Raw genomic sequence first — 24,052 nt, 5'->3', positions numbered from 1 at the left:
GGCTGACGCATGTCTGCGAGCGACCGGCCGGGTTCCCTGACCCCCCTCGCCCGCCTCGGCTTCAGCCGCCTCACCGACGCCGAGGCGCTCCTCGCCGAACTGTCCGAACTCATCGGCGTACCGCGGGACGCGCTGCTCGAAGGAGCCGTCGACGCGGCGGATCCCGACGAGGCGCTGCAGGCCCTGGCGCGTCTCGCGCGTCGGGACGCCACGCCCGTGCACCGGGCCCGGGAACGCCCCGAGGCGTGGCGCGCACTGTGGGCGCTGCTCGGCGCATCGACCGGCTTCGGAGAGTTCTTCTTCCGCCACCCCGCCGAGATCGACCAGCTCGCCGATGCGGGGGAGCGGCTGCCCACGCCCGACGAGCTGCGTGCGGAGCTGCTCGATTCGATCGGTGCGGTGGACGGGTTCGCCGCCGACGGCGGCGAGAGCGCCTGGGTGGCGCTGCGCGTGCGGTATCGCCGCATGCTCGCGCGCATCGCCGCGTACGATCTCCTGAGCCCCGAACCGGTCGACGAGGTGGCAGCCGTGTCGGCACGACTCGCGGATGCCGCAGGCGCGGCGCTCGAGGCATCCCTCGCGGTCGCCCGCACCCGAGTCTCGGGCGGCGCGGTCGGAGTCGGGCTGTTCCCGCACGAGCAGGTGGCGCGTACGAAGCTCGCGATCATCGGCATGGGCAAGACCGGCGCCCGCGAGCTCAACTACGTCAGCGACGTGGATGTCATCTTCGTGGGCGGCGGAGACGACGACGCGGTCGAAGAGTTCGGCGAGAGCCGCATCGTGGACATCGCGACGCGGCTGGCGGTCCAGACGATGCGCGGCATCTCCGGCGTCGAGATCGAGCCTCCGTTGTGGGAGGTCGACGCCAACCTGCGCCCTGAGGGCAAGCAGGGCGCGCTGGTGCGCACGCTCGACTCCCACCGGGCGTACTACGACCGATGGGCGAAGAGCTGGGAGTTCCAGGCACTGCTGAAGGCTCGGCCCATCGCGGGCGACGCGGACCTCGCGCAGGCCTACATCGAAGCGGTGCAGCCGAAGGTGTGGACGAGCGCCGCGCGCGAGAACTTCGTCGACAGCGTGCAGCGCATGCGCGAGCGAGTCACCGAGCACATCCCGCCTGCCGATGTGCCGTACCAGCTCAAGCTCGGCCCGGGCGGCATCCGCGACATCGAGTTCACGGTCCAGCTCCTTCAGCTGGTGCACGGCCTCTCGGACGACCGCATCCGCCAGCGTGGCACACTCGAGGCGCTGGACGCCCTGGTCGCCGAGGGGTACATCGGCCGTGCCGAGGCATCCGCCTTCTCGCGCGACTACCGCGTCCTGCGGCTCCTCGAGCACCGCGTGCAGCTGCGGCAGCTGCGCCGCACGCATCTCATGCCGTCGCGTCCGGAGGAGCTGCGCGTCCTCGCGCGCGCGACGGGCCTCGCCGACACCGGCGAGGGGATCTGGGGCCTGTGGGAGTCGGTCAAGCGCGAGGTGCGCGACATCCATGTCCGGCTCTTCTACCGGCCGCTGCTCTCGGCGGTCGCGGCGCTCCCCGCCGATGAACGGGTGCTGTCGACCGCGCAGGCACACGACCGTCTCGCGGCCATCGGCTTCGCCGACCCCGCGGGGGCGCTGCGGCACATCGCGGCCCTCACCACCGGTCTGAGCCGCAAGGCGACGATCCAGCGCCACCTGATGCCCGTCATGATCCGCTGGTTCGCCGACGGCGTCGATCCGGACTACGGCCTCCTGGCCTTCCGCCGCCTGAGCGAGCGACTCGGCGACACGCACTGGTTCCTGCGCATGCTGCGGGACTCCTCAGGGGCCGCGGAGAGCCTCTCCCGCGTGCTGTCGGGCTCCCGCTACGTCGGCGAGCTCATCGAGTGGATCCCCGAGTCCGCCGCGTGGCTCGACGACCCCGATCTGCTGCGTCCGCGCTCCGGTGTCGCGCTGCAGCAGGAGGCGCGGGCCATCCAGACCCGGCACAAGACGGTCCTCGACGCGATGCGCGCCGTGCGGGCGCTCCGGCGCCGCGAGCAGCTGCGCATCGCGATGGGAGCGATCCTCGGCAGCGTCACGATCGAAGAGGTCGCGGACGCGCTCACGACGATCACCGAGGTGACGATCCAGGCGACGCTGCGGGCGGTGCGCCGCGAGGTCGTGCCTCCGGAGGATGCGGCGCTCGACTTCTCCGTCATCGCGATGGGGCGCTTCGGCGGGGCGGAGCTCGGCTTCGGCTCGGATGCCGACGTCATGTACGTCTACCGCCCGAACGGTGTGGATCCGCAGCGTGCTCATGAGCTCGCCCTGAAGCTGGTCGCCGCACTGCGCACCCACTCCGAGGACCACCGCGTCCCGCTCGAGCTCGACGCCGATCTGCGCCCGGAGGGCCGCAACGGCCCCCTCGCGCGCTCCCTCGAGGCGTACGAGGAGTACTACCGGCGATGGGCGCTCTCGTGGGAGGCACAGGCGCTGCTGCGGGCACGCGGCGTGGCAGGCAGCGTCAAGCTCATCGGCGAGTTCATGAAGCTCGCCGACCGCGTGCGCTATCCCGAGAGCGTCGACCTCGCCGCCACCCGCGACATCAAGCGCATCAAGGCACGCGTCGAGAGTGAGCGCCTGCCGCAGGGCGTCGACCCCTCGCGGCACCTCAAGCTCGGCCCGGGCTCGCTCAGCGACGTCGAGTGGCTCGTGCAGCTCCTGCAGCTCCAGCACGCCCACGCGGTGCCCGAGATGCGCACGACCTCGACCCTCGGTGCGCTCCGCGCCGCGGAGAGCGCGGGGCTGATCCCTGCCAGCGCCGCGGATCGCCTGGCGGAGGCCTGGCGTCTCGCGAGCCGCCTCCGCTCGGCGAACACGCTCCTGTCGGGTCAGACGAGCGACGTCCTCCCCGTGGACCGCAAGAAGCTCGACGGGATCGGACGACTGCTGGAGTACCCGCCCCGCTCGGCCACACAGGTCGAGGAGGACTACCTGGGCACCACCCGCCGGGCACGTCGCGTCTTCGAGAAGCTCTTCTACGGCTGATCCGGATGCTGCGCCCCGCGGCAGTTCACGCGCCCGGGCAGTGCGGGATGCCGTCGATGCGGTCGCCCTCCAGCGGGTACCCGGTGACGGCGGCCACCACGCGGACCGCACGATCCCAATAGCGGGCGTAGTGGTTCGGGTCGGAGTTGATCTGGGTGCGGTGCGCGACGAGGGTCGGCTCCACCGCGGCCCGGTCGGGCACACGCTCTGCCATGGCGCGGTAGAACACCGTCGCGGCCGTGTACGGATCCAGGCGCGCTTCGCGCGTGCCCCAGGAGTCCTGCTGCTGGAAGAGGCCGATCGAGGTGGTGCGAGAGCCGTCGGGGTTGGTCACGCCGCTCGTCTCCCAGTCGCCGTAGTCGATGTTGCGCAGCGACGACTCGCCCATCGCCGTCATGACGGCGATGGTCTGATCCCGCGCGTCGAATCCGAGGTCCCTGCCGGCTGCCAGGATCGTGCAGGCGTTCGTGAGTTGCTCGAACCGGTACCCGGCGACCGCGGGCTCGATGATCGGCGGCGGCGCGGGCGCACGATCGTCCGGAGCGAGTGCGATCTCGTCCGCCCATGACATCCGGAAGCTCCCGGCGAGGAATGCCGCCCCGACCAGGACCGCGGCGAACAGGATCACCGGTACGGCGATCGCCAGCGCGACTCCCGTCCGCCGGCCGCGCCGGCGGGCGTGTCGCTGCGGCCTGCGCCTCCGCGCCGGCGGCGACCGACGGGCGCTGCGCCGTCGTGTCGTCGCGGTGGTGCGGCTGGGCATCGTCTTCGCCTTCTGTCGGTGCACGCTGTCGTTCCGGGCGCGGAGCGCTCGTTCAGCCTAGGCCGCGCCCCGGGTCGCGGCATCCTTCTCCCAGCGAACACAGAAGCGGGCCCCGGTCTCCCGGGGCCCGCTTGCGGTGCTGGAACGTCAGACGCCGAAGTACAGCTCGTACTCGAACGGGTGCGGACGTGCGTTGAGCGGTTGGATCTCGTTCTCGATCTTGTACTCGATCCACGTCTCGATCAGCTCGGGCGTGAAGACGCCGCCCTTGAGCAGGAACTCGTGGTCGGCGCGCAGCGCGTCGAGCGAGTCGAGCAGAGAGTTCGGCACCTGCGGGATGTTCTTCGCCTCCTCGGGGGGAAGCTCGTACAGGTCCTTGTCGACGGGCTCGTGCGGCTCGATGCGGTTCTGGATGCCGTCGAGGCCGGCCATGAGCTGCGCGGCGAACGCGAGGTACGGGTTGCCCGAGGCGTCGGGCGCGCGGAACTCGATGCGCTTGGCCTTGGGGTTGGAGCCCGTGATCGGGATGCGGATGGCCGCCGAACGGTTGCCGGCCGAGTACACCAGGTTGACCGGCGCCTCGTAGCCCTTGACCAGGCGCTTGTACGAGTTGAGCGTCGGGTTGGTGAAGGCGAGCAGGGCAGGCGCGTGCGCCAGGATGCCGCCGATGTACCAGCGCGCGAGGTCGGAGAGCTGCGCGTAGCCCTTCTCGTCGTAGAAGAGGGGCTTGCCCTCGAGCCACAGCGACTGGTGCGTGTGCATGCCCGAGCCGTTGTCGCCGAAGAGCGGCTTGGGCATGAAGGTCGCGACCTTGCCCCACTCGTTCGCCACGTTCTTGACGATGTACTTGAACTTCAGGATGTCGTCGGCCGCGTGCACCATGGTGTCGAAGCGGTAGTTGATCTCCTGCTGGCCGCCGGTGCCGACCTCGTGGTGCGCGCGCTCGAGGAGCAGGCCCGACTCGATGAGGCGGAGGCTGATGTCGTCGCGGAGGTCGGCCGTCTTGTCGACGGGGGAGACCGGGAAGTAGCCGCCCTTGAAGGGGGTCTTGTTCGCGAGGTTGCCGCCCTCTTCGGCGCGGCCGGTGTTCCAGGCGCCCTCTTCGGAGTCGACCGAGTAGAAGCTGGAGTTCTGCTTCACCTCGTAGCGGACGTCGTCGAAGATGTAGAACTCTGCCTCGGGCGCGAAGAACGCGGTGTCGGCGATGCCGGTCGAGGCGAGGTACTTCTCCGCCTTCTTGGCGACCTGGCGCGGGTCCTTCGAGTAGATCTCGCCGTTGCGCGGGTTGTAGATGTCGAAGACCATGATGAGGGTCTTCGCCTCGCGGAACGGGTCGAGGTACGCCGTCGACACGTCCGGGATGAGCTGCATGTCCGATTCGTGGATGTTCGCGAAGCCCCGGATGGAGGAGCCGTCGAACAGCTGGCCGACCGTGAAGAACTCTTCGTCGACGGTGGAGGCCGGGATGTTGAAGTGCTGCTGCACGCCAGGAAGATCCGTGAAACGGATGTCGAGGAACTTGACGTCCTCGTCCTTGATGAACTTCAGCACCTCGGATGAATCTTTGAACATGAAGACTCCAGAGGTAGGGCATTCGGATCCGCCCGTACGGGCCGGGCACTCTGGCACGGTACCCGCAGGGCATTGCCCTCCAGTATCACTTGTGTTTCAGGGATGTTACGACGACCTGGGTACGCTGGGGAAGTGACGCAGAGCACCCAGGACTACCCCGGCGAACGCCTCGGACTGCCCCGCGAGGGCACCGGATCCATCGGCCGTCTGGGCCGCCGCGTCGGCGCTCTCTGCCTCGATTACGGCGCCGCGTATCTCATCTCGGGCTTCTTCGGATGGGATCCGCTCGCGATCCTCGCGATCTTCGCCGCCATCCAGATCGTGTTCCTGCCGACGCTCCAGGGAAGCCCCGGTCACCGCATCTTCGGCCTGCGCCTGGTGCGCCTCGACGGCGCGTGGGTGGGCCTGTGGCGGCCCGTCGTCCGCACCGCGCTCCTGATCCTCGCGATCCCGGCGGTCATCTGGGACGCCGACCAGCGGGGCCTCCACGACAAGGCCGCGGGCACGGTGCTCATCCGCTCGTGACACGGAAGGACCCGGCCCGACGTGCGGGCCGGACCGGGTTCACGTGCGCGCGGCTCAGCGCGGACGCGGCGCGCGCACCTTCGTGGGGTCGATGCCCTTCGGGATCGGCAGCGACGTCAGCGACTGCGAGACCGATTCGATGCGCTTGATGACCGCGGCCATCGTGGCCCGGTCGATCTTGGTGGGCAGCGACTTGATGGTCGGCGCGAGCTTCGAGATCGGCGTCTCTCCCTCGCCGTGACCGACGTAGAGCACCGTCACGGGAACCCCCGACGCGACACGCTGGACCTTCGAGCGCTCGTCGTTGACGAGGCGCGTGAGCCGGCCGCGGGCGCCTTCGCCCACGATCACGACGCCGCCGCGCCCGACGGCGCGGTAGACCGCTTCCTGCGTCTTGGGGTTGATGCCGACCGGCATCTCACTGGCCTGCCACTTGCGGCCGAGCGACGTCGACATGACGTGGCCGGTGGCCCCCGGCATCCCGTCGATCTTCTTGTACATCGCCTGGGTCGAAAGCCGGGTCATCGTCATCATCGACGCGAGGACGCCGAGCATGAGGCCGGTCACGCCCCACAGGATGACGCTCCAGACGGCGACGGGCGGGATGAGGAACCCGATGCCCACACCCACGGCGATGCCGAGGAGGAGGATGCCGACCAGGAGGAACGGCAGCCAGCGGAACTCCTTCTGGGTGAAGGTGTAGAGGGTGCGGATCTGGGAGAAGAATCCCGGGCCCTTCTCGGGGGCGGAACTGCGCGCGGCCATAGCTTCCAGCCTACCTTTTCGCGGGCTCCTGCTCGGCTCCTCCACAGTCGGGCACCGGAGCCGTTCCTCCACAGACGACCCCCGGTCGAGGCCATCGCCTCGCGCACCGTCGCACACTGACGTCATGACGACCGCCGACGGCTCGCTCGGGAGCCCCTACCGCGCGATCCGCGCGGTGCGGGCGCGAGAGGACGGCCCGTGGCCGGGCACCCTCGTCCGCACCGCCGCCGGCGACGCCTGCGTGCTGGTCGACGCCGACGTCCTCGGCCCGCACTGGAGGGGATGGGATGCCGCACCCGGCGGTCACGTGCTGGCTCCGGACGACATCGTGCGACGCGTCGACGGCCACGACGCGCTGCTGCCGGTGTGCTCCGAGCGCCTCGAGGACTTCGTCCGGCGGAGGTCCGCACGCATGCCCCTCAGCCTGGGCGAGGCCGTCACGCTGGGCGTGAGCGTGCTGCGCGGCTGCACCGAGGTCGCGAGCACCCCCGATGCCGAGGGCGAGTGGTGGCTCGACGATGCCGGCAGGCCGGTGCTGGCGACGGATGCCTCGGCTCGGCGCGTGTTCGAGGCATCCGCCGCCGTCCTCGAGCAGGTGAGCGTCGACCCGTCCGCGCAGCGCACCTGGCAGACCGCGCTGCGAGCCGTCACCGCGGAGCGCATCTCGGTCCATGAGCTCGAGGCGGCAGAGGAGGCGCTGTTCGCCCTCGCCGAGGCGGAGCCGCTCAGCACCGTCAGCCTCAGCCCCCGCAGTGCGAGCGATGGGGTCGCACGTGCGCACGCCGAGACGCGCCGGGCGGCGGACGTGCCGCATGACCCCGCGCCGCGGTCGATGTGGCAGACGCTCGTGGCCGGCGTGGACGACGAGCTCTCCGACACCCTGTCACGCGCCACGACAGCGGTGTGGCGCCGGCTGCGACGCACGGGCGACGCACCGAGAGCCGGCACGCGACGCGCGCCGTGGCTGGTCGGAGGGGCCGTGGCGGTCGCGGTGCTGGCCGGCGGCGCACTCTGGCCGACCGCGAGCGGGGTCGCGACCGATGCGCGACCGGGGGCTTCGCCCACAGCGACGCCCGGGTCCGCGCCAGACGTCCCGGCGGATGCCGACCCGTCCGCGACACCCGGCAGCGACTCTCCACCCGGCGCGCCGGCCGACCTCGCCCTCGTCACCGGCGAACTGCTGGACGCACGGATCGCGTGCGCCGGCGACGCCTCCTGCCTCTCTACCGTGACGGTCGACGGGGCACCGTTGCCCGGCGGCGCCATCGGCCGCCGCGCGGCCGAGCGGACGGTCACGCTCCTCGACGACTTCGGCGACATCGCGGTGCTGCGGGTCGATGCGAACGACGGATCCGCCCCGTCACAGATGGTCGTGATCCTGCGCAGAGACGAGAATTGGCTGCTGCGCGACGTCTCCGACGTCGCGCAGCAGCCCTAGAAGCGGGAACCGCTCCGGATCAGATGCCGAGCTGGCCCTCGAACGCGGCAGTCTCCAGGCGCGTCTTCACGGCGCCGAGGAAACGAGCGGCGTCCGCACCGTCGACCACGCGGTGGTCGTACGACAGCGCCAGGTAGACGTACGAGCGCACCGAGATCGCGTCCTTGCCGTCGACCGTCACGACACCGGGGCGCTTGACGACCACGCCGGTGCCGAGGATCGCGGTCTGGGGCAGGAACACGACGGGGGTGTCGAACAGCGCGCCGCGCGAACCGGTGTTGGTCAGCGTGAACGTGCCGCCCGCGAGCTCGTCGGGCTTCAGCTTGTTGTCGCGGGTACGCGCGGCGAGGTCGGCGATCTCGTGCGCGATCTGAGCGAGGTTCTTGCTCGCCGCGTCACGCAGCACGGGGGTGAGCAGGCCGCGCTCGGTGTCGACGGCGATCGACAGGTTCTCGCTCGCCGGGTAGACGATCTGGTCGCCGTCCACCGTCGAGTTGACGACGGGGTACGCCTGGAGCGCCTCGGCGGCGGCCAGCGCGAAGAACGGCAGGAACGACAGCTTGTCGCCGGTCTTGGCCAGGAAGTCGTTCTTCACCTTGTCGCGGAACGTCGCAAGCTTCGTGACGTCGACCTCGACCACCGTCGTGAGCTGCGCCGTCGACTGCATCGACTCCACCGCACGAGAGGCCAGCACCTTGCGCAGGCGCGACATCGGCTGCGTCGTGCCGCGCAGCGGCGAGACCTCGAGCGGCGCGGGCGCGGCGGCAGCAGCAGGAGCCGCGGGAGCGGATGCGGCCTCCGCAGCCTTGAGCACGTCCTCCTTGCGGATGCGACCACCGACTCCCGTGCCCTTCACCGAGCCGAGGTCGACACCCTGCTGCTGAGCCAGGCGGCGGACGAGCGGCGTGACGTACGTGATCCCGTCCTCCTCGGCGACGAGCGCCGGAACAGCCGGTGTCGGTGCGGCGGCGGGAGCCGGTGCCGGTGCGGCGGCGGGAGCCGGTGCCGGAGCCGCGGCGGGGGCAGGTGCGGCAGCCGGGGCTGGGGCCTCGGCGGGCGCGGGCGCAGCGGCCGGAGCCGCAGGAGCCGGTGCCTCGGCAGCGGGAGCCGGTGCAGCCGCGGGCGCCTCGGCGGCCGGGGCCGCGGCGGGCGCCGCGCCGGCCTCGCCGATGCGGGCGAGCGCGGCGCCGACGGCCACCGTCTCGTCCTCGGGGACCAGGATGTCGGTGAGCACACCGGCGAACGGCGACGGGATCTCGGTGTCGACCTTGTCGGTCGAGATCTCGAGGAGCGGCTCGTCCACGGCGACCTCGTCACCGATCTGCTTGAGCCAGCGCGTCACGGTGCCCTCGGTCACACTCTCGCCGAGCTCGGGGAGGACGACGTCCTTCCCGCCGCCTGCGGGTGCGGCGGGCTGCTCGGCCGCCGGCGCCGGCGCCGGCGCGGCCTCAGCGGCGGCGGGAGCTTCGGCGGCGGGAGCTTCGGCGGCCGGAGCCTCGGCGGGGGCTGCGGGGGCGGCCTCGGCGGCAGCGGCCTCGGGCGCCGGGGCGGCCTCGGGGGCTGCGGAGCCGTCGCCGATCTTCGCCAGCACGGCGCCGACCTCGACGGTCTCGTCCTCCTGCACGAGGATCTCCTCGATCACGCCGCTGACCGGCGAGGGGATCTCGGTGTCCACCTTGTCCGTGGAGATCTCGAGCAGGCCCTCGTCCGCCTGGACCGTGTCGCCGACGTTCTTGAGCCAGCGGGTGACCGTTCCCTCGGTCACGCTCTCGCCGAGAGCGGGGAGGACCACGGATGTGCTCATGAGGATGTCTCCTTCTGAAGAAATATCGGATCTAGCTTAGTGATGGGGCGCGGCCCGAAGGGTCACAGCGCGTGCAGGGGCTTGCCGGCGAGAGCGAGGAACGCCTCGCCGAGCGCTTCGGACTGGGTCGGGTGCGCGTGGATGAACGGCGCGATGTCTTCGGGGTGGGCCTCCCAGCCCACGACGAGCTGTCCCTCGGTGATGAGCTCGCCGACGCGGTCGCCGATCAGGTGGACGCCGAGGACCGGCCCCGCCTTCGCGCGGACGACCTTGACGATGCCGCTCGTGCCGAGGATCTCGCTCTTGCCGTTGCCCGCGAGGTTGTACTCGTACGCGACGATGCCGTCCGCGCCGTGCGCGTCGGCCGCCTGCGCCTCGGTGAGGCCGACGGACGCGACCTCGGGGTGGCTGTACGTGACCTTCGGGATGTGGGCGTCGGGAATGAGGACGGGGGAGAGCCCGGCGATCTCCTCGGCGACGAAGATGCCCTGCTGGAAGCCGCGGTGCGCGAGCTGCGGGCCCGGGACGATGTCGCCGACGGCCCAGACGTGGTCGACGCCGGTGCGCAGCCGCTCGTCGGCGATGACGAAGCCGCGGTCTATCGTCACGCCCGCCTCCTCGTAACCGAGACCCGCGGTCGACGGGCCGCGCCCGACGGCGACGAGCAGGTAGTCGGCCGTGAAGGTCTTGCCGTCCTCGAGCGTGACGGTCACGGCGTCGGCGGTCTGCGTCGCGGTCTGGAAACGCACGCCGAGCGAGTACTGGATGCCGCGGCGCCGGAACGCGCGCTCGAGGCCCTTGCTGAGCGACAGATCCTCGTTGGGCACGAGGTGATCGAGCGCCTCGACGATCGTGACGTCGGCGCCGAACGAGCGCCAGACGCTCGCGAACTCGACGCCGATGACGCCGCCGCCCAAGATCACGACACTGCCGGGGACCTCGTCCAGCTCGAGTGCGTGCTCGCTGGCGAGGATGCGGCCGCCGATCTCGAGGCCGGGCAGTGTTCGGCTGTACGAGCCGGTGGCCAGCACGACGTCGGTGCCGCGATAGAGGTCGTCGCCGACACGGACGGCCGGGCCGGCCTCGAGGCGTCCCTCGCCGTTCACCACGGTGATGCCGCGCGCCTTGACCAGGCCCTCGAGCCCCTTGTACTTCTTCGCGACGATGCCCTCACGGTACGCGCGGACGCCCGCGGGGTCGACGCCCTCGAAGGTCGCGCGGATGCCGATGGCCGAGGCATCCCGTGCCGTCTCGGCCACCTCGGCCGCGTGCAGCAGGGCCTTCGTCGGGATGCAGCCGCGGTGCAGGCACGTCCCGCCCACCTTGTCCTTCTCGACGAGGGCTACGGTCTTGCCGAGTTCCGCGGCGCGGAGCGCGGCTGCATAGCCGCCGCTTCCACCGCCGAGAATGACGAGATCGAAGGAGTGGTCGGTCATCGTGCCTCCTCATCGAGGTCTGCCAGGACGAAGCGGATCAGGCTGCGCACGGTGGCGGCAGTCGGTCCCTTGTCGGTGAAGCCGTACGGCGCGCCCTTGTGGGTCCCGCTGCCGGCGATGTCGAGATGCACCCAGGGGATTCGGGGCGCATCCGTCTCGTCGGCCGTGCGGCCGACGAAGTGACGCAGGAACAGTCCTGCGAAGAGCGAGCCGCCCGCAGGGTCGCCGATCTTGGCGTTCTGCAGGTCGGCGATGGGGGAATCGAGCTCCTCCACCATGTGGGCGGGAAGGGGCAGCTGCCACGCGGGCTCGCCGGTCTCGGCGGCTGCGGCGAGGTAGGCGGCCACGGCGCCGTCGTCGCCCATCACACCGGTGTGGCGCGTGCCGAGGGCGACGAGGATCGCCCCGGTGAGCGTGGCGACGTCGACGATCACGTCCGGGTTCTCGCGGCTGGCGGCGACCAGCCCGTCGGCGAGCACGAGACGGCCCTCGGCGTCGGTGTTGAGCACTTCCACGGTCGTGCCGTCGAGCAGGCGCAGCACGTCGCCGGGGCGCGTGGCGCGGCCCGACGGCATGTTGTCGGCCATGCAGAGCCATGCCGTCACCTTCACGGGAGCGCCGACGGACGCCACGGCCCGCAGCACGCCCAGGACCGTGGCGGCGCCCGCCATGTCGTACTTCATGCCGACCATCGAGGCGGCGGGTTTGAGCGACAGGCCTCCGGTGTCGAAGGTGATGCCCTTGCCCACCAGCGCGACGTGCCTGTCTGCGTCCTCGGGCGCGTACTCGAGGCGGACGAGGCGCGGCGGACGGTCCGACCCCTGCCCCACGCCGAGGATGCCGCCGAAGCCCTGCTCGCGCAGCGCCTCTTCGTCGAGCACCTCGACGGTGACCGGCAGGTCCGCGACGGACTCGGTGGCGCGCTGCGCGACGTCGGCGGGGCCGAGCCATTCGGCCGGGGTGTTGACGAGGTCCTTGACGAGGGCGACGGATGCCGCGGTCTCGACGACCAGCTTCAGCGCCGCGTCGTCCGGCTCGGCGCTGCCATGGACGACCACGCGCTGCGCGCGCGGCTTCGGCGCCTCGGTCTTGTAGCCCTCGAAGCGGTAGCCGCCGAGGGCGGCGCCCTCCGCGGCGGCGGTCCACAGCGAGGGGTCGGCGTACGGGGCGGCCACGGCGACGGTCGCGAAGCCGGTGATGGCGCGGATCGCCGCGCCCACAGCGTCGCGCAGGGCCGCGGCACCCGGAGCCGAACCGGTCCCGAGGACGGCCAGCGGCAGCGTCGTCGCGTCCGGCGCGTACACGCGCACCCAGGAGCCCGCGGCGCCGGTGAAGCCCACCCCCGACAGCGCCTCGCGCAGGCCCGGCCAGTCGGAGAGATCCGGGGATCCCTCGGCGTCGAGCGGGGGGAGCGCGAGGAGAAGAAGGTCGGCGTCGGACTCTCGGACAGGTGCAGTGCGGTACTCGAGGTCGGGGAACGACATGGTCTCCATCCTAGGGACGACGACTGTTCGCTCTGAGCGCGACCATCGCGACCCGACCTCGGCGGACGGCTCGTAGCATGGGTGCATGCCTTTTCCCGGCCCGCTGTTCGAGCGTGCGGCTTCAGCGCCGCCCGTCCCGCGCGGGTTGCCGCTCGTGATCGCCCTGACCGGGTTCACCGATGCCGGCAGCGCCGTGAGCCGCGTGATCGACTACTTCCGTGAGGACCTCTCGCCGTCGCCGCTCGCCGTGTTCTCCAACGACACGCTGCTGGATTACCGCGCGCGCCGCCCGATCGTGTCGTTCGAGAAGGACCACCTCACCGACTACCGGCCCTCGCGCCTGGAGCTGTCGTTCGCCCACGACGCCCTCGGGCAGCCGTTCCTGCTGCTCGCCGGCTACGAGCCCGATTTCGCGTGGGATGCCTTCACCGAGGCGGTCCTCGAGTTCACCGAGGTGTACGGCGTCTCTACGGTGACGTGGGTCCACGCGATCCCGATGCCCGTGCCGCACACCCGGCCCATCGGCACGACGGTGAGCGGAACGCGGTCGGAGCTCACCGAGGCGCACTCGGTGTGGCAGCCCCACACCCAGGTGCCGGCGACGGCAGGCCATCTGCTGGAGTACCGCCTCGCCACCGCGGGCGCGCGCGTCGCGGGTTTCGTACTGCTGATCCCGCACTATCTCGGCGACACCGAGTACCCGGCAGCGGCTCTGGCCGCCCTCGACAGCCTCACCGTCGCGACGGGACTCGTGTTCGCGGGCGACGAGCTGCGCGAGGAGAACCGCGAGTACCTCGAGAAGGTCACCGAGCAGATCGAGGGCAGCGACGAGCTCGCGCGCATGGTGCAGGGCCTGGAAGAGCGCTACGACGCCTACATGGCGGGATCCACTCTGGCGACCCCGATGATCCACACGGGCGATCTGCCCAGCGCCGATGAACTGGCGGCCGAACTCGAGCGGTTCCTGGCGACGCGCCCCGGCGAGGACGACAAGCGCGGCTCGTGATCGTGCACACACCGCGCGTCGGCGGAATTCGACGCCGGACCGGCGTGTTGACACCAGGGATGGAGGTGCGCCGGTCTCGGCAGGGCGATGCTGGCGGCGCACGGCAAGTATGAGATACTAGACGCTCTGACCCGTTGTCAACCGTCTTCGTAGGGCATCCCCTCGAAGATGTGGACTTGACAAGGGTCTTACTAGTGTCCGAAACCGACCGGAGAGGCGCAGGGCGCCTCGACCGGTGAAAGGCGAAACGTGACTCCAGGCACGAACACCAAGGCTCGCTCGGCCGCGAAGGACACCGAGACGGCCCCGGCGACGACGGCGGCCGCCAAGAAGGCTCCGGCGGCCAAGGGCGCCGCGAAGGCCAAGGCCGCTCCGAAGACCGCGTCCAAGCGCGCGAAGAAGTCGGACGACGACTTCGAGGACGACGTCGAGGAGCTCGACGACGACGTCGAACTCGAGGAAGACGGCGACGACACCGAGGGCGACACGGCGGAAGCCGGCGCGGCGGCCAAGGGCGCGAAGGCGTCGGGCGACGACGCCAACGCGACCGACGACGAGGAGGAAGAGGAGGAGAGCACCAAGCCGGCGTTCACCGAGCCTCTCCCCACCGGCGCGATCGTCATCTCGTCGAGCGACGAGGACGACGTCCCGGTCTACTCGACCCAGATCACGGGCGCGACGGCCGACCCCGTCAAGGACTACCTCAAGCAGATCGGCAAGGTGCCGCTCCTGAACGCGGCCGAAGAGGTCGAGCTCGCGATGCGGATCGAGGCGGGCCTGTTCGCCGAAGAGAAGCTGTCGCACATGTCGGCGGCCGAGAAGACCTCGCAGCTCGGACTCGACCTGCAGTGGGTCGCCCGCGACGGCCAGCGCGCGAAGAGCCACCTGCTCGGTGCGAACCTGCGCCTCGTGGTGTCGCTCGCCAAGCGATACACCGGCCGCGGCATGCAGTTCCTGGATCTGATCCAGGAGGGCAACCTCGGCCTCATCCGCGCGGTCGAGAAGTTCGACTACACCAAGGGCTTCAAGTTCTCGACCTACGCGACGTGGTGGATCCGTCAGGCCATCACCCGCGCCATGGCCGACCAGGCTCGCACCATCCGCATCCCGGTGCACATGGTCGAGGTCATCAACAAGCTCGCGCGCGTGCAGCGTCAGATGCTGCAGGACCTCGGCCGCGAACCCACGCCCGAGGAGCTCAGCCGCGAGCTCGACATGACCCCCGAGAAGGTCATCGAGGTGCAGAAGTACGGCCGCGAGCCGATCTCGCTGCACACGCCCCTCGGTGAGGACGGCGACAGCGAATTCGGTGACCTCATCGAGGACACCGAGGCCGTGGTCCCCGCCGACGCGGTGGGCTTCACGATGCTGCAGCGTCAGCTCGAGTCGCTCCTCGACTCGCTCTCGGAGCGCGAGGCCGGCGTGATCCGCATGCGCTTCGGCCTCGGCGACGGCCAGCCGAAGACGCTCGACCAGATCGGCGACACGTTCGGGGTCACCCGCGAGCGCATCCGCCAGATCGAGTCGAAGACGATGGCGAAGCTGCGGCACCCGTCGCGTTCGCAGTCGCTGCGGGACTACCTCGAGTGAGTGAGGCGAACGCCGGCAAGGCGCTCACCGTCCAGGTCGAGGGCTCGTCGTTCGCGCGCATCCCGATCCGCACGCGGGTCGTGATGCCGGGCGACGACCTCGACGAGTTCGTCCGCGAGTACGCGGCCGACGTCGTGCGCGAGGGCGACCTGCTGTTCGTGACCGAGAAGATCGTCGCGATCACGCAGGGCCGCTCGTACCTCGTGGAGGACATCAAGCCCCGCAAGCTCGCGCTCTTCCTCTCGAAGTACGTCACGCGCACGCCCTACGGCATCGGCCTGGGCATGCCCGAGACGATGGAGATGGCCCTGCGCGAGTGCGGCACGATCCGCATCCTGTTCGCGGCTGCCGTCTCCGCCGTCACCAAGCTGTTCGGACGCAAGGGCGACTTCTACCGCATCGCCGGCGACAAGGCCCGGGCGATCGACGGACCGACGTCGGGCACGATCCCGCCGTACAACAAGGCGGTCGTTCTCGGACCCGAGCGCCCGCGCGAGGTCGCGACGCACCTCAAGGCGCTGCTGGGCGGCGTGCCCGAGGTGGCCGTGGTCGACATCAACGACCTCGGCGGCAACATCCTCGGCTCCACGCTCGACAAGGGCGAAGAGAAGCGGCTCGTCTCGATCCTCAAGGACAACCCGCTGGGGCAGGGCCACCAGTCGACCCCGCTCGGGATCGTCCGCACGATCTGACGGATTCAGCACGAAGGCGCGGCATCCTTGCGGATGCCGCGCCTTTCGCGTATGCGGTGAGTCCGCCTCAGAACCCGATCGCCGCGCGGTACCGCGGCTTGTGACCGGTGCGGATACCGGTGACGCTCGGCTTGTTCTCGTACACCCCGGCGCCCCAGTTGCCCTCGACGAGCACCGGACCGTCGGGCGTGACGACGATGTCCCAGCCGACGTACTGGATCTGCGGCACGACCCGGGCGACCTGGTCGACGAACTCCTTGACCTGGTCGATCATCGGCAGCTGGAAGTCGGCGATGACGAAGCCGCTGTCGGGGTGCTTCTCGTGCACATGGCTGTGCGAGTCGTAGCCCGGTCCGACCGCATGACCGTTCTCGTCGAGCATCGTGTAGAAGCCGCCGAACGTCATCTGGTCGCTCACGGCTCCTCGTCCGAACTTCTGCGCCATCGCCAGGATGTGGGTCTTCTCACCGTCGAAGAATGCGGTGACACGGGTCGTGTTCACGGTTCCGGGGCACACCGCCGCGAGGTCGGCGTGCTGGCGGATGACTTCCTCGATGAGCAGCTCGCCGCGGGAGAGCAGACCGCGGTGGAACTCGTCCCAGTCCGAGACGTCGGCAGCGTGGTAGCGATGCACGCCCGTGCCCGCCTGGCCCACCGGCTCCTTGGTGACGATCGTGCCGTGCTTCTCGGCGAAGGCACGCACCGCGTCGGCGTTGCCCTCCTCGACCACCATCCAGTCGCGGCGCAGGAACGCGCTGAACGTGCGGTCGAATTCGACCTTGTCCTGGAACAGGCCGCGATAGTCGGGGTGGTCGTACTTCTGCGAGATCTCGTTCGACACCGGGTGCGTCATATAGGTCGCCCGCTCGGCTCGGTTCAGGATCGCGAAGTCGTAGTCGACGTAGTCCTGGAAGCCGACCTGCTGGAACCCGGCCGACCAGAGCATGTCGACGAGGACCGCGGGGGTCCACTTGCCGTGCGCGTGCGCGGTCTCTTTCGCGCGCTCCAGCACGGATCCGACATCGATGCGACGGACACGCCAGGCGAGGTAGCGAAGACGGTTCGAGAGGGCGAGGCCCTGAGAAGACATGCGTGCTCCGGGTTCGGTTCGGGGACCCCGATAGTCTAGAGGCGTGAGTTCCGCGATCCCTGGGCACGACCACGCCGTGCCGGGATCAGATGCTCGCAGCGCCCCCGTCGCGCGGATCTCGCGGGCGGTGCTGACCGCGAACGCGCGCACCGCGTGGGATCGCGGCATCCGTGCCTACGACGCGTCGATCCTCGACGCGGATGCCTGGGGCCACGGCGTGGAGCTCGTTCGCGACGTCCTGGCGACCATCGGCCTCGAAGCCCGCACGCACCACGTCGGGGTGACCTCAGCCGACTCGGTGCCGGTCGCGTCGCGGACCGACATGCTCTCGGCGATCGCACTCTTCGGGCTCCCCGGTGCCGAGCACCCCGCCGTGCCCGCCCTGCGGCTGACGGGGACCGTGCTCTCGGTGAAGGACCTCCGCGAGGGCGAGGGCGTGTCGTACGGCTACGCGTACCGCGCGTCCGCGGACACGCGCGTCGCGCTCGTCACGGGGGGCTACGCGCAGGGCATCGTGCGCGCTCTCGGCGGCGCGGTGGACGTCGCGGTCGCGGGGGAGAGGCATCCCGTCGTCGGACGCGTCGCCATGGACGTGTGCGTGGTGGACATCACGGATGCCGCGGTCCGGCGCGGCGACGAGGTCCTGTTCCTCGGCGACCCTGCGGAGGGCGAGCCGTCGCTCGTCGAGTGGGTGCGCGCGGCAGGGCTCACCGCCGGCGAGCTCGTCACCATGGTCGGGCTGCGCGCCGGCCGCGAGGAGACCTCATGACCGCGCGACTCCACGTCGACCTCGATGCCCTGGTCGCGAATATCGCGCACGTGCGCGCGACGGTGTCACCCGCTGAGCTGATGCTCGTGGTCAAGGACGACGCCTACGGCCACGGGCTGGAGCCCGTCGTGCTGGCGGCAGCCGCCGCGGGCGTGAGCTGGTTCGGCGCCTTCGACGTGCGGACGGGCTGCGCGGTGCGAGACGCCGTCGGCGACGATGCCCGCATCTTCGCGTGGATCGCCGCTTCGCGCGGTGACCTCGACGCCGCCGTCGCGGCGCGCATCGACCTCGGGATCGGCGACGCCGAACTGCTGGAGGAGCTCGCGGAAGCCGCCCGCGCCGCCCGCGCGTCGGTGCGTGTGCATCTCAAGATCGACACCGGACTGCATCGCAACGGCGTGCGGCCGGAGCAGTGGCCGGCGTTCGTGTCGCGCGCAGCAGTCCTCGAGGCGGAGGGCCTGATCGAGGTCGCGGGGGTCTGGAGCCACATCGCCGAGGCTTCCGATTCCGAGGACGACGACGCCCGCGCCGTCTACGAGTGGGCGCTCGACCAGGCCACGGCTGCCGGTCTGCGCCCGGCCATGCGTCACCTCGCCGCGAGCGCCGCGTCCTTCGCTCGCCCCGAGTTCCGCTACGACATGGTCCGCGTGGGGGCGTTCTGCTACGGCATCCGCTCCGCCGGGGGACCCTCTGCCGATCACCTGGGCCTCCGCCCGATCGGCCGGCTCGACGCGGACGTCGTCGAGGTCGGCGAGGAGTTCGTCCGGATCGATCTGGGTGCGCTGGACGGTCTGCCGTCATCGCTCCAGCGGCGCGCGACCGTCGGCACACCGGCGGGCACCCGCTCACTCGTGGCCGTCGGCGCCACGGACTCCCTGGTCGCCGCGTGGCCGGACGCGGTCGTCGGCGACGTCGTCACGGTCTACGGGCCCGGCGCAGCCGGGGAGAGCACGGCGACGGATCTCGCGGAGATCATCGGCACGATCGGTGAAGAGATCGCCCTGCGCGTGTCGCCCCTCGTGGAACGCAGATACACCCGCCGCTGAAGCGACGGGTGCGAGTCTGCCGAACGGGCGCCTACTCGGCCAGGCGAGCGGTCTCGTCGTGCCACGAGGTCGCGATGGCGCGGAGCTTCTCTTCGTACTTGCGGCCGTGGTGGGCGCAGAAGAGCAGTTCGCTGCCGTTGACCTCGGCTGCGATGTAGGCCTGTGCGCCACACGAATCGCAGCGATCCATCGCCGTGAGGCGGTGCTCGAGGACGGCGCCGGTCTCGGTCGGTGTCGATAGCGTGTTCATCTCGGTGCCTCCTCGTACTGGTAGAACTCTTTCCCGGTCATGAAATACAACCACGCCGATGTTTCGAGAATGCCGCGAAGAGACGACATTTCGCTGAGCGCGTACGCATGCCGGCGCTGAAGCGTGTCTGTGCGGGGCTGTCGGGCGCCCCGATTACGATGGGAGATTGTGACCGCCGAGTACTCAGCCCATCATCTCCAGGTGCTCGAAGGGCTCGAAGCGGTCCGCAAGCGCCCCGGCATGTACATCGGCTCGACCGACTCGCGCGGCCTCATGCACTGCCTGTGGGAGATCATCGACAACTCCGTCGACGAGGCGCTCGCCGGCCACGGCTCGCGCATCGACATCGTTCTCCACGCCGACGGCAGCGTCGAGGTGCGCGACCGCGCCCGTGGCATCCCGGTCGACATCGAGCCGCGCACGGGGCTGACCGGCGTCGAGGTCGTCTTCACCAAGCTCCACGCGGGCGGCAAGTTCGGCGGCGGCTCGTACGCCGCATCGGGCGGTCTGCACGGTGTCGGGGCATCGGTCGTCAACGCGCTCTCGGAGCGCCTCGACGTCGAGGTCGACCGCGGCGGCAAGACGTGGGCGATGTCGTTCCACCGGGGCGAGCCCGGTGTCTTCTCGAACGGCAGCCCCGACTCGGGCTTCACCCCGTTCGAGGAGCGCAGCGAGCTGCGGGTCGCGGGCCGCGCCGCGAAGGGCGTGACCGGCACGCGCATCCGCTATTGGGCGGATCGTCAGATCTTCACCAAGGACGCCGCGTTCAACCTGCAGGAGCTCGAGCAGCGTGCGCGCCAGACCGCCTTCCTGGTCCCGGGCCTCGAGATCGTCATCCGCGACGAGCGACCCGGCACCGAGGCCGGCGAACCTGTCGAGACGAGCTACCGGTTCGACGGCGGCATCTCCGAGTTCGCCGACTACCTCGCCCCCGACTCCGGCGTCACCGACACGTGGCGCCTCACCGGTGAGGGCAGGTTCACCGAGACCGTCCCGGTGCTGCAGCCCTCGGGCGCGATGGTGCCGACCGAGGTCGAGCGCGAGTGCCACGTCGACGTCGCCGTCAGGTGGGGCACCGGCTACGAGACGGTGTCGCGCTCGTTCGTCAACATCATCGCCACGCCCAAGGGCGGCACGCACCAGCAGGGGTTCGAGCAGGGCCTCATGAAGGTGCTGCGCGATCAGGTGGCGCAGAACGCGCGTCGCCTGAAGGTCGGAGGCGACAAGCTCGAGAAGGACGACATCCTCGCCGGGCTCACCGCCGTGCTGACCGTGCGTGTCGCCGAGCCGCAGTTCGAGGGTCAGACCAAGGAGGTCCTCGGCACGCCGGCGGTCCGCCAGATCGTGTCGAACGTCGTCACGCGCGAGCTCACCGCGCGGTTCACGTCGCCGAAGCGCGACGACAAGGCGCAGACCTCGCTGCTGCTCGACAAGGTCGTCTCCGAGATGAAGGCGCGCATCTCCGCGCGCACCCACAAAGAGACGCAGCGCCGTAAGAACGCACTCGAGTCTTCGTCGCTGCCGGCGAAGCTCGCCGACTGCCGGTCGAACGACGTCGCCGAGTCGGAACTGTTCATCGTCGAGGGCGACTCGGCCCTGGGCACCGCGAAGCTCGCACGCAACAGCGAGTTCCAGGCGCTGCTGCCGATCCGCGGCAAGATCCTCAACGTCCAGAAGGCGTCGATCAGCGACATGCTGTCCAACGCCGAGTGCGCTGCGATCATCCAGGTGATCGGCGCCGGCTCGGGCCGATCGTTCGACCTCGACACCGCCCGCTACGGCAAGATCATCCTGATGAGCGACGCCGACGTCGATGGCGCACACATCCGCACGCTCCTGCTGACCCTGTTCTTCCGGTACATGCGACCGCTCATCGACGAGGGCCGCGTCTACGCCGCCGTCCCGCCGCTGCACCGCGTGGTCGTGATGAACCCCGGCTCAAAGCCCAACGAGACGATCTACACGTACTCCGAGGCCGAGCTGCACGGCCTCCTCACGAAGCTCACGAAGGCCGGCAAGCGCTGGCAGGAGCCCGTCCAGCGCTACAAGGGTCTGGGCGAGATGGACGCCGACCAGCTCGCGACCACGACCATGGATCGAAACGGCCGGACGCTCCGACGCGTGCGGATGCAGGATGCCGAGGCTGCGGCATCCGTCTTCGAACTGCTCATGGGCAACGACGTGGCGCCGCGCAAGGAGTTCATCATCGACTCGAGCGACCGGCTGGGGCGCGAGCGCATCGACGCGTGATCTGATCCCGCTGCAACGAGAGGCGCACCGGCTGAGCCGGTGCGCCTCTCGTGTGCAGGGGGGCTCAGCGGATGCTGGTGCCGACCGCGCCGATGACGCCGTCGAGCGCGGTGCCCGATGCGTCGCGCTTCGCGCCGGACTCCGGAAGAGCGCGGGTCGCGCCGTCCGAGCCGATGGCACGGGGATCGGTGCCGACCCAGGCGATCGTCAGCGCGTCCTCGCCCTTCAGGAAGCGCTGGGCGCGCACGCCGCCGGTCGCACGCCCCTTGGCGGGGAACTCGCTGAACAGCGACACCTTGGCGCTGCCGGCGTCGGTGCCCGCGAGCGCCGTGGTCGAGCCGGCGATCGTGACCACGACGGCGTCGAACTCGGAGGGCCCGACGACATCGAACGAGATGACCTGCGCGCCGTCGGTGAGACGGATGCCGGCCATGCCGCCGGCCGAGCGACCCTGCGGGCGCACCGAGGACGCGTCGAAGCGGAGCAGCTGGGCGTCGCTCGCCACGAACACGAGCTCGGCGCCGTCGGACGCGGGCGCGGCGCCGACGACGCGGTCCCCGTCCTTGAGGGCGATGACCTCGATGTCGTGCTTGTTCGCGATCTCGCTCGCGGCGACGCGCTTCACGATGCCCTGCGCCGTGCCGATCGCGATCGGCGGGCCCTCGACGAGCGGCACGAGCGCGACGATGTGCTCGCCGCCGCTGAGACCCAGGTACTGGTCGCCGCGGGTGCCGGCCGCGAGCTGCACCGAGTTGCCGGGCACCGACGGCAGGTCGACGGGGGAGAACCGCACCAGGCGGCCGAGGTTCGTCACGGCCCCGATGTCGCCGCGTGTGGTGGTGTCCACGGATGAGCGGATGGCGTCATGCTTCGAGCGCCGTGCCGGTGCGACGATGCCGCCGCCCGGGGCGTCGGCCGCGACCTCGGCACGCACCATGCGTCCCGTGGCGGAGAGGAAGACACGGCACGGCGCGTCCGCGATCTGCAGGTCGGCGACCGCCGCCGCGGCGCGCGAGCGCGGCTGCACCGGACCACCGTTGAGCAGAAGCGTGCGCCGAGGCGTGCCGAACGCCTCGGCGGCGGCATCCAATTCGTGCGACACCTGCGCGCGCAGCAGCACGTCGCTGCCGAGAAGCTCCTCGAGCTGGGCGATCTCCTTCTTCAGGTTGTCGCGCTCGGTCTCGAGCTCGATGCGCGAGAACTTCGTGAGGCGACGCAGTCGCAGCTCGAGGATGTACTCGGACTGCGGCTCGGACAGGTCGAAGACGCTCATGAGGCGCGTGCGCGCCTGCTCGCTGTCGTCGGACGTGCGGATGACCTGGATGACCTCGTCGATGTCGAGGATCGCGATGAGGAGGCCCTCGACGAGGTGCAGGCGCTCCTTGCGCCGCTCGAGGCGGTACCGGCTCCGGCGCGTGACGACACTGACGCGGTGGTCGAGGTAGACGCGCAGGAGCTCGCGCAGCCCGAGCGTCTGCGGCTGCCCCTCGACGAGAGCGACGTTGTTGATGCTGAACGAGTCCTCGAGTGGCGTCAGGCGGTAGAGGTGGTCGAGCACCGCCTGGGGGTCGAAGCCGGTCTTGATGCCGATGACCAGACGCAGGCCGTGGTGGCGGTCGGTCAGATCGACGACGTCGGCGATGCCCTGGAGCTTCTTCGCGTTGACGGCGTCCTTGATCTTCTCGATGACGCGCTCGGGGCCGACGAGGTAGGGCAGCTCCGTGACGATGAGGCCGGTGCGGCGCGGGCCGAGCGACTCGATCGAGACCTTCGCCCGCGTGCGGAAGCTGCCGCGGCCGTTCGTGTAGGCGTCCTTGATGCCGTCGAGGCCGACGATGATGCCGCCGCCGGGGAGGTCGGGGCCCGGCACGAACTCCATGAGCTCTTCGACCGTCGCCTCGGGGTTCTCGAGCAGGTGGGTCGCGGCGCCCACGACCTCGATGAGGTTGTGCGGCGCCATGTTGGTGGCCATGCCGACCGCGATGCCGGTGGTGCCGTTGACGAGCAGGTTGGGGAAGGCGGCCGGCAGCACCTCGGGCTGCTGGAACTGGCCGTCGTAGTTCGGGATGAAGTCGACGACGTCTTCGTCGAGGTTCTCGGTGAGCGCGAGCGCCGGCGGGGCGAGGCGGGCCTCGGTGTACCGGGGCGCAGCGGGGCCGTCGTCGAGCGAGCCGAAGTTGCCGTGCCCGTCGACGAGGGGCACGCGCAGGGAGAAGGGCTGGGCCAGGCGGACGAGCGCGTCGTAGATCGGGGCGTCGCCGTGCGGATGCAGCTTTCCCATCACCTCGCCGACGACGCGGGCGCTCTTCACGTGGCCGCGGTCGGGCCTGAGCCCCATGTCGGCCATCTGGAACAGGATGCGTCGCTGCACCGGCTTGAGCCCGTCGCGCGCGTCGGGCAGCGCACGCGAATAGATGACCGAGTACGCGTACTCGAGGAACGACGTCTGCATCTCCGAAGAGACGTCGACGTCCTCGATGCGTCCGTGGTCGGCGGGGGAGGAATCGGTGCGGGAAGCGGGCATGTGTCGAAGAAGCCTCGGGTGACGGCGGAGAGCGAG

18 protein-coding genes are annotated in these 24,052 nt (G+C 70.5%); 9 read left to right on the top strand and 9 right to left on the bottom strand.

The features are described from left to right. Positions 1-9 precede the first annotated feature (9 nt). Entirely contained in the window at positions 10-3,012 is a 3,003-nt protein-coding gene (locus ASF40_RS06300) for a bifunctional [glutamine synthetase] adenylyltransferase/[glutamine synthetase]-adenylyl-L-tyrosine phosphorylase (RefSeq protein WP_056367345.1), read from the top strand. A gap of 25 nt (positions 3,013-3,037) precedes the next feature. Here the strand turns inward: ASF40_RS06300 and ASF40_RS06295 are convergent, their stop codons facing one another. Further along, positions 3,038-3,775, bottom strand: a complete 738-nt coding sequence (locus tag ASF40_RS06295; protein ID WP_056368270.1) for a hypothetical protein — start codon at positions 3,773-3,775, stop codon at positions 3,038-3,040. 147 nt (positions 3,776-3,922) lie between these two features. Beyond that, a complete protein-coding gene (gene glnA, locus ASF40_RS06290; RefSeq protein ID WP_056367344.1) occupies positions 3,923-5,347 on the bottom strand; it encodes a type I glutamate--ammonia ligase in 1,425 nt (474 codons plus the stop codon). Between the two features lie 132 nt (positions 5,348-5,479). On the opposite strand from glnA, the gene ASF40_RS06285 reads away from it, so the two are divergent. Further along, positions 5,480-5,872 carry an RDD family protein gene (locus ASF40_RS06285; RefSeq protein WP_235560150.1) on the top strand — a complete coding sequence of 131 codons (393 nt, stop codon included), beginning with the start codon at positions 5,480-5,482 and terminating at the stop codon, positions 5,870-5,872. A 54-nt stretch (positions 5,873-5,926) separates the two neighbouring features. On the opposite strand, the gene ASF40_RS06280 is transcribed toward ASF40_RS06285, so the two are convergent. Further along, complete coding sequence (locus ASF40_RS06280) at positions 5,927-6,637, bottom strand: DUF4191 family protein (RefSeq protein ID WP_056367342.1); 711 nt, start codon at positions 6,635-6,637, stop codon at positions 5,927-5,929. Between the two features lie 124 nt (positions 6,638-6,761). Between ASF40_RS06280 and ASF40_RS06275 the strand changes: the two genes are divergently transcribed. Next, positions 6,762-8,075, top strand: coding sequence for a hypothetical protein (locus ASF40_RS06275; protein ID WP_056367341.1), 1,314 nt, complete (start codon positions 6,762-6,764; stop codon positions 8,073-8,075). Between the two features lie 19 nt (positions 8,076-8,094). Here the strand turns inward: ASF40_RS06275 and sucB are convergent, their stop codons facing one another. The 3 genes from sucB to ASF40_RS06260 form a co-directional block, all read right to left on the bottom strand. Continuing rightward, positions 8,095-9,879 (bottom strand): 2-oxoglutarate dehydrogenase, E2 component, dihydrolipoamide succinyltransferase, encoded by a 1,785-nt coding sequence (gene sucB, locus ASF40_RS06270; protein ID WP_056367340.1) that lies wholly within the window; start codon positions 9,877-9,879, stop codon positions 8,095-8,097. A gap of 62 nt (positions 9,880-9,941) precedes the next feature. Then, positions 9,942-11,315: a dihydrolipoyl dehydrogenase gene (lpdA, locus tag ASF40_RS06265; protein ID WP_056367339.1), complete on the bottom strand. Its 1,374-nt coding sequence runs from the start codon at positions 11,313-11,315 to the stop codon at positions 9,942-9,944. Then, complete coding sequence (locus ASF40_RS06260; RefSeq protein ID WP_056367338.1) at positions 11,312-12,799, bottom strand: leucyl aminopeptidase; 1,488 nt, start codon at positions 12,797-12,799, stop codon at positions 11,312-11,314. Before ASF40_RS06260 ends, lpdA begins: the two co-directional genes overlap by 4 nt. A gap of 85 nt (positions 12,800-12,884) precedes the next feature. Between ASF40_RS06260 and ASF40_RS06255 the strand changes: the two genes are divergently transcribed. The 3 genes from ASF40_RS06255 to ASF40_RS06245 all read left to right on the top strand — a co-directional run bounded on the left by ASF40_RS06255 (position 12,885) and on the right by ASF40_RS06245 (position 16,087). After that, entirely contained in the window at positions 12,885-13,805 is a 921-nt protein-coding gene (locus ASF40_RS06255) for a proteasome assembly chaperone family protein (protein WP_056367337.1), read from the top strand. 249 nt (positions 13,806-14,054) lie between these two features. Next, on the top strand, positions 14,055-15,395 hold the full coding sequence (locus tag ASF40_RS06250) for an RNA polymerase sigma factor (RefSeq protein WP_056367336.1): 1,341 nt from the start codon (positions 14,055-14,057) through the stop codon (positions 15,393-15,395). Then, positions 15,392-16,087: a coenzyme F420-0:L-glutamate ligase gene (locus ASF40_RS06245; RefSeq protein ID WP_056367335.1), complete on the top strand. Its 696-nt coding sequence runs from the start codon at positions 15,392-15,394 to the stop codon at positions 16,085-16,087. Before ASF40_RS06250 ends, ASF40_RS06245 begins: the two co-directional genes overlap by 4 nt. 67 nt (positions 16,088-16,154) lie before the next feature. On the opposite strand, the gene ASF40_RS06240 is transcribed toward ASF40_RS06245, so the two are convergent. Then, on the bottom strand, positions 16,155-17,177 hold the full coding sequence (locus ASF40_RS06240) for a sugar-transfer associated ATP-grasp domain-containing protein (protein WP_056367334.1): 1,023 nt from the start codon (positions 17,175-17,177) through the stop codon (positions 16,155-16,157). A 43-nt stretch (positions 17,178-17,220) separates the two neighbouring features. Here ASF40_RS06240 and ASF40_RS06235 point away from each other — a divergent pair, with 43 nt between their 5' ends. Together ASF40_RS06235 and ASF40_RS06230 are read left to right on the top strand one after the other, a co-directional pair. After that, on the top strand, positions 17,221-17,946 hold the full coding sequence (locus ASF40_RS06235; protein ID WP_056367333.1) for an alanine racemase C-terminal domain-containing protein: 726 nt from the start codon (positions 17,221-17,223) through the stop codon (positions 17,944-17,946). Next, positions 17,943-18,992 (top strand): alanine racemase, encoded by a 1,050-nt coding sequence (locus tag ASF40_RS06230; protein ID WP_056367332.1) that lies wholly within the window; start codon positions 17,943-17,945, stop codon positions 18,990-18,992. The genes ASF40_RS06235 and ASF40_RS06230 overlap by 4 nt, the downstream gene beginning before the upstream one ends. A gap of 31 nt (positions 18,993-19,023) precedes the next feature. Here ASF40_RS06230 and ASF40_RS06225 read toward each other — a convergent pair whose 3' ends face one another. Next, complete coding sequence (locus tag ASF40_RS06225; protein WP_056367331.1) at positions 19,024-19,242, bottom strand: DUF7455 domain-containing protein; 219 nt, start codon at positions 19,240-19,242, stop codon at positions 19,024-19,026. Between the two features lie 168 nt (positions 19,243-19,410). Between ASF40_RS06225 and ASF40_RS06220 the strand changes: the two genes are divergently transcribed. Then, positions 19,411-21,492 carry a DNA gyrase/topoisomerase IV subunit B gene (locus ASF40_RS06220; RefSeq protein WP_056367330.1) on the top strand — a complete coding sequence of 694 codons (2,082 nt, stop codon included), beginning with the start codon at positions 19,411-19,413 and terminating at the stop codon, positions 21,490-21,492. A gap of 64 nt (positions 21,493-21,556) precedes the next feature. Here ASF40_RS06220 and ASF40_RS06215 read toward each other — a convergent pair whose 3' ends face one another. Beyond that, on the bottom strand, positions 21,557-24,016 hold the full coding sequence (locus tag ASF40_RS06215; RefSeq protein WP_056367329.1) for a DNA gyrase/topoisomerase IV subunit A: 2,460 nt from the start codon (positions 24,014-24,016) through the stop codon (positions 21,557-21,559). Between the last annotated feature and the right edge of the window lie 36 nt (positions 24,017-24,052).

The organism is Microbacterium sp. Leaf288 (genome assembly GCF_001422925.1).
Classification (GTDB): domain Bacteria; phylum Actinomycetota; class Actinomycetes; order Actinomycetales; family Microbacteriaceae; genus Microbacterium.
Note: the sequence above shows the minus strand (reverse complement) of the source record. Positions and strands in the feature narration are given on the sequence as shown.

Excerpts from the sequence above, each read along its gene's own strand:
- ASF40_RS06260 (WP_056367338.1), bottom strand. The coding sequence starts at position 12,799 with ATGTCGTTCCCCGACCTCGAGTACCGCACTGCACCTGTCCGAGAGTCC.
- glnA (WP_056367344.1), bottom strand. The coding sequence starts at position 5,347 with ATGTTCAAAGATTCATCCGAGGTGCTGAAGTTCATCAAGGACGAGGAC.
- sucB (WP_056367340.1), bottom strand. The coding sequence starts at position 9,879 with ATGAGCACATCCGTGGTCCTCCCCGCTCTCGGCGAGAGCGTGACCGAG.
- ASF40_RS06215 (WP_056367329.1), bottom strand. The coding sequence starts at position 24,016 with ATGCCCGCTTCCCGCACCGATTCCTCCCCCGCCGACCACGGACGCATC.
- ASF40_RS06230 (WP_056367332.1), top strand. The coding sequence starts at position 17,943 with ATGACCGCGCGACTCCACGTCGACCTCGATGCCCTGGTCGCGAATATC.
- ASF40_RS06240 (WP_056367334.1), bottom strand. The coding sequence starts at position 17,177 with ATGTCTTCTCAGGGCCTCGCCCTCTCGAACCGTCTTCGCTACCTCGCC.
- ASF40_RS06300 (WP_056367345.1), top strand. The coding sequence starts at position 10 with ATGTCTGCGAGCGACCGGCCGGGTTCCCTGACCCCCCTCGCCCGCCTC.
- lpdA (WP_056367339.1), bottom strand. The coding sequence starts at position 11,315 with ATGACCGACCACTCCTTCGATCTCGTCATTCTCGGCGGTGGAAGCGGC.
- ASF40_RS06295 (WP_056368270.1), bottom strand. The coding sequence starts at position 3,775 with ATGCCCAGCCGCACCACCGCGACGACACGACGGCGCAGCGCCCGTCGG.
- ASF40_RS06225 (WP_056367331.1), bottom strand. The coding sequence starts at position 19,242 with ATGAACACGCTATCGACACCGACCGAGACCGGCGCCGTCCTCGAGCAC.
- ASF40_RS06275 (WP_056367341.1), top strand. The coding sequence starts at position 6,762 with ATGACGACCGCCGACGGCTCGCTCGGGAGCCCCTACCGCGCGATCCGC.
- ASF40_RS06255 (WP_056367337.1), top strand. The coding sequence starts at position 12,885 with ATGCCTTTTCCCGGCCCGCTGTTCGAGCGTGCGGCTTCAGCGCCGCCC.
- ASF40_RS06280 (WP_056367342.1), bottom strand. The coding sequence starts at position 6,637 with ATGGCCGCGCGCAGTTCCGCCCCCGAGAAGGGCCCGGGATTCTTCTCC.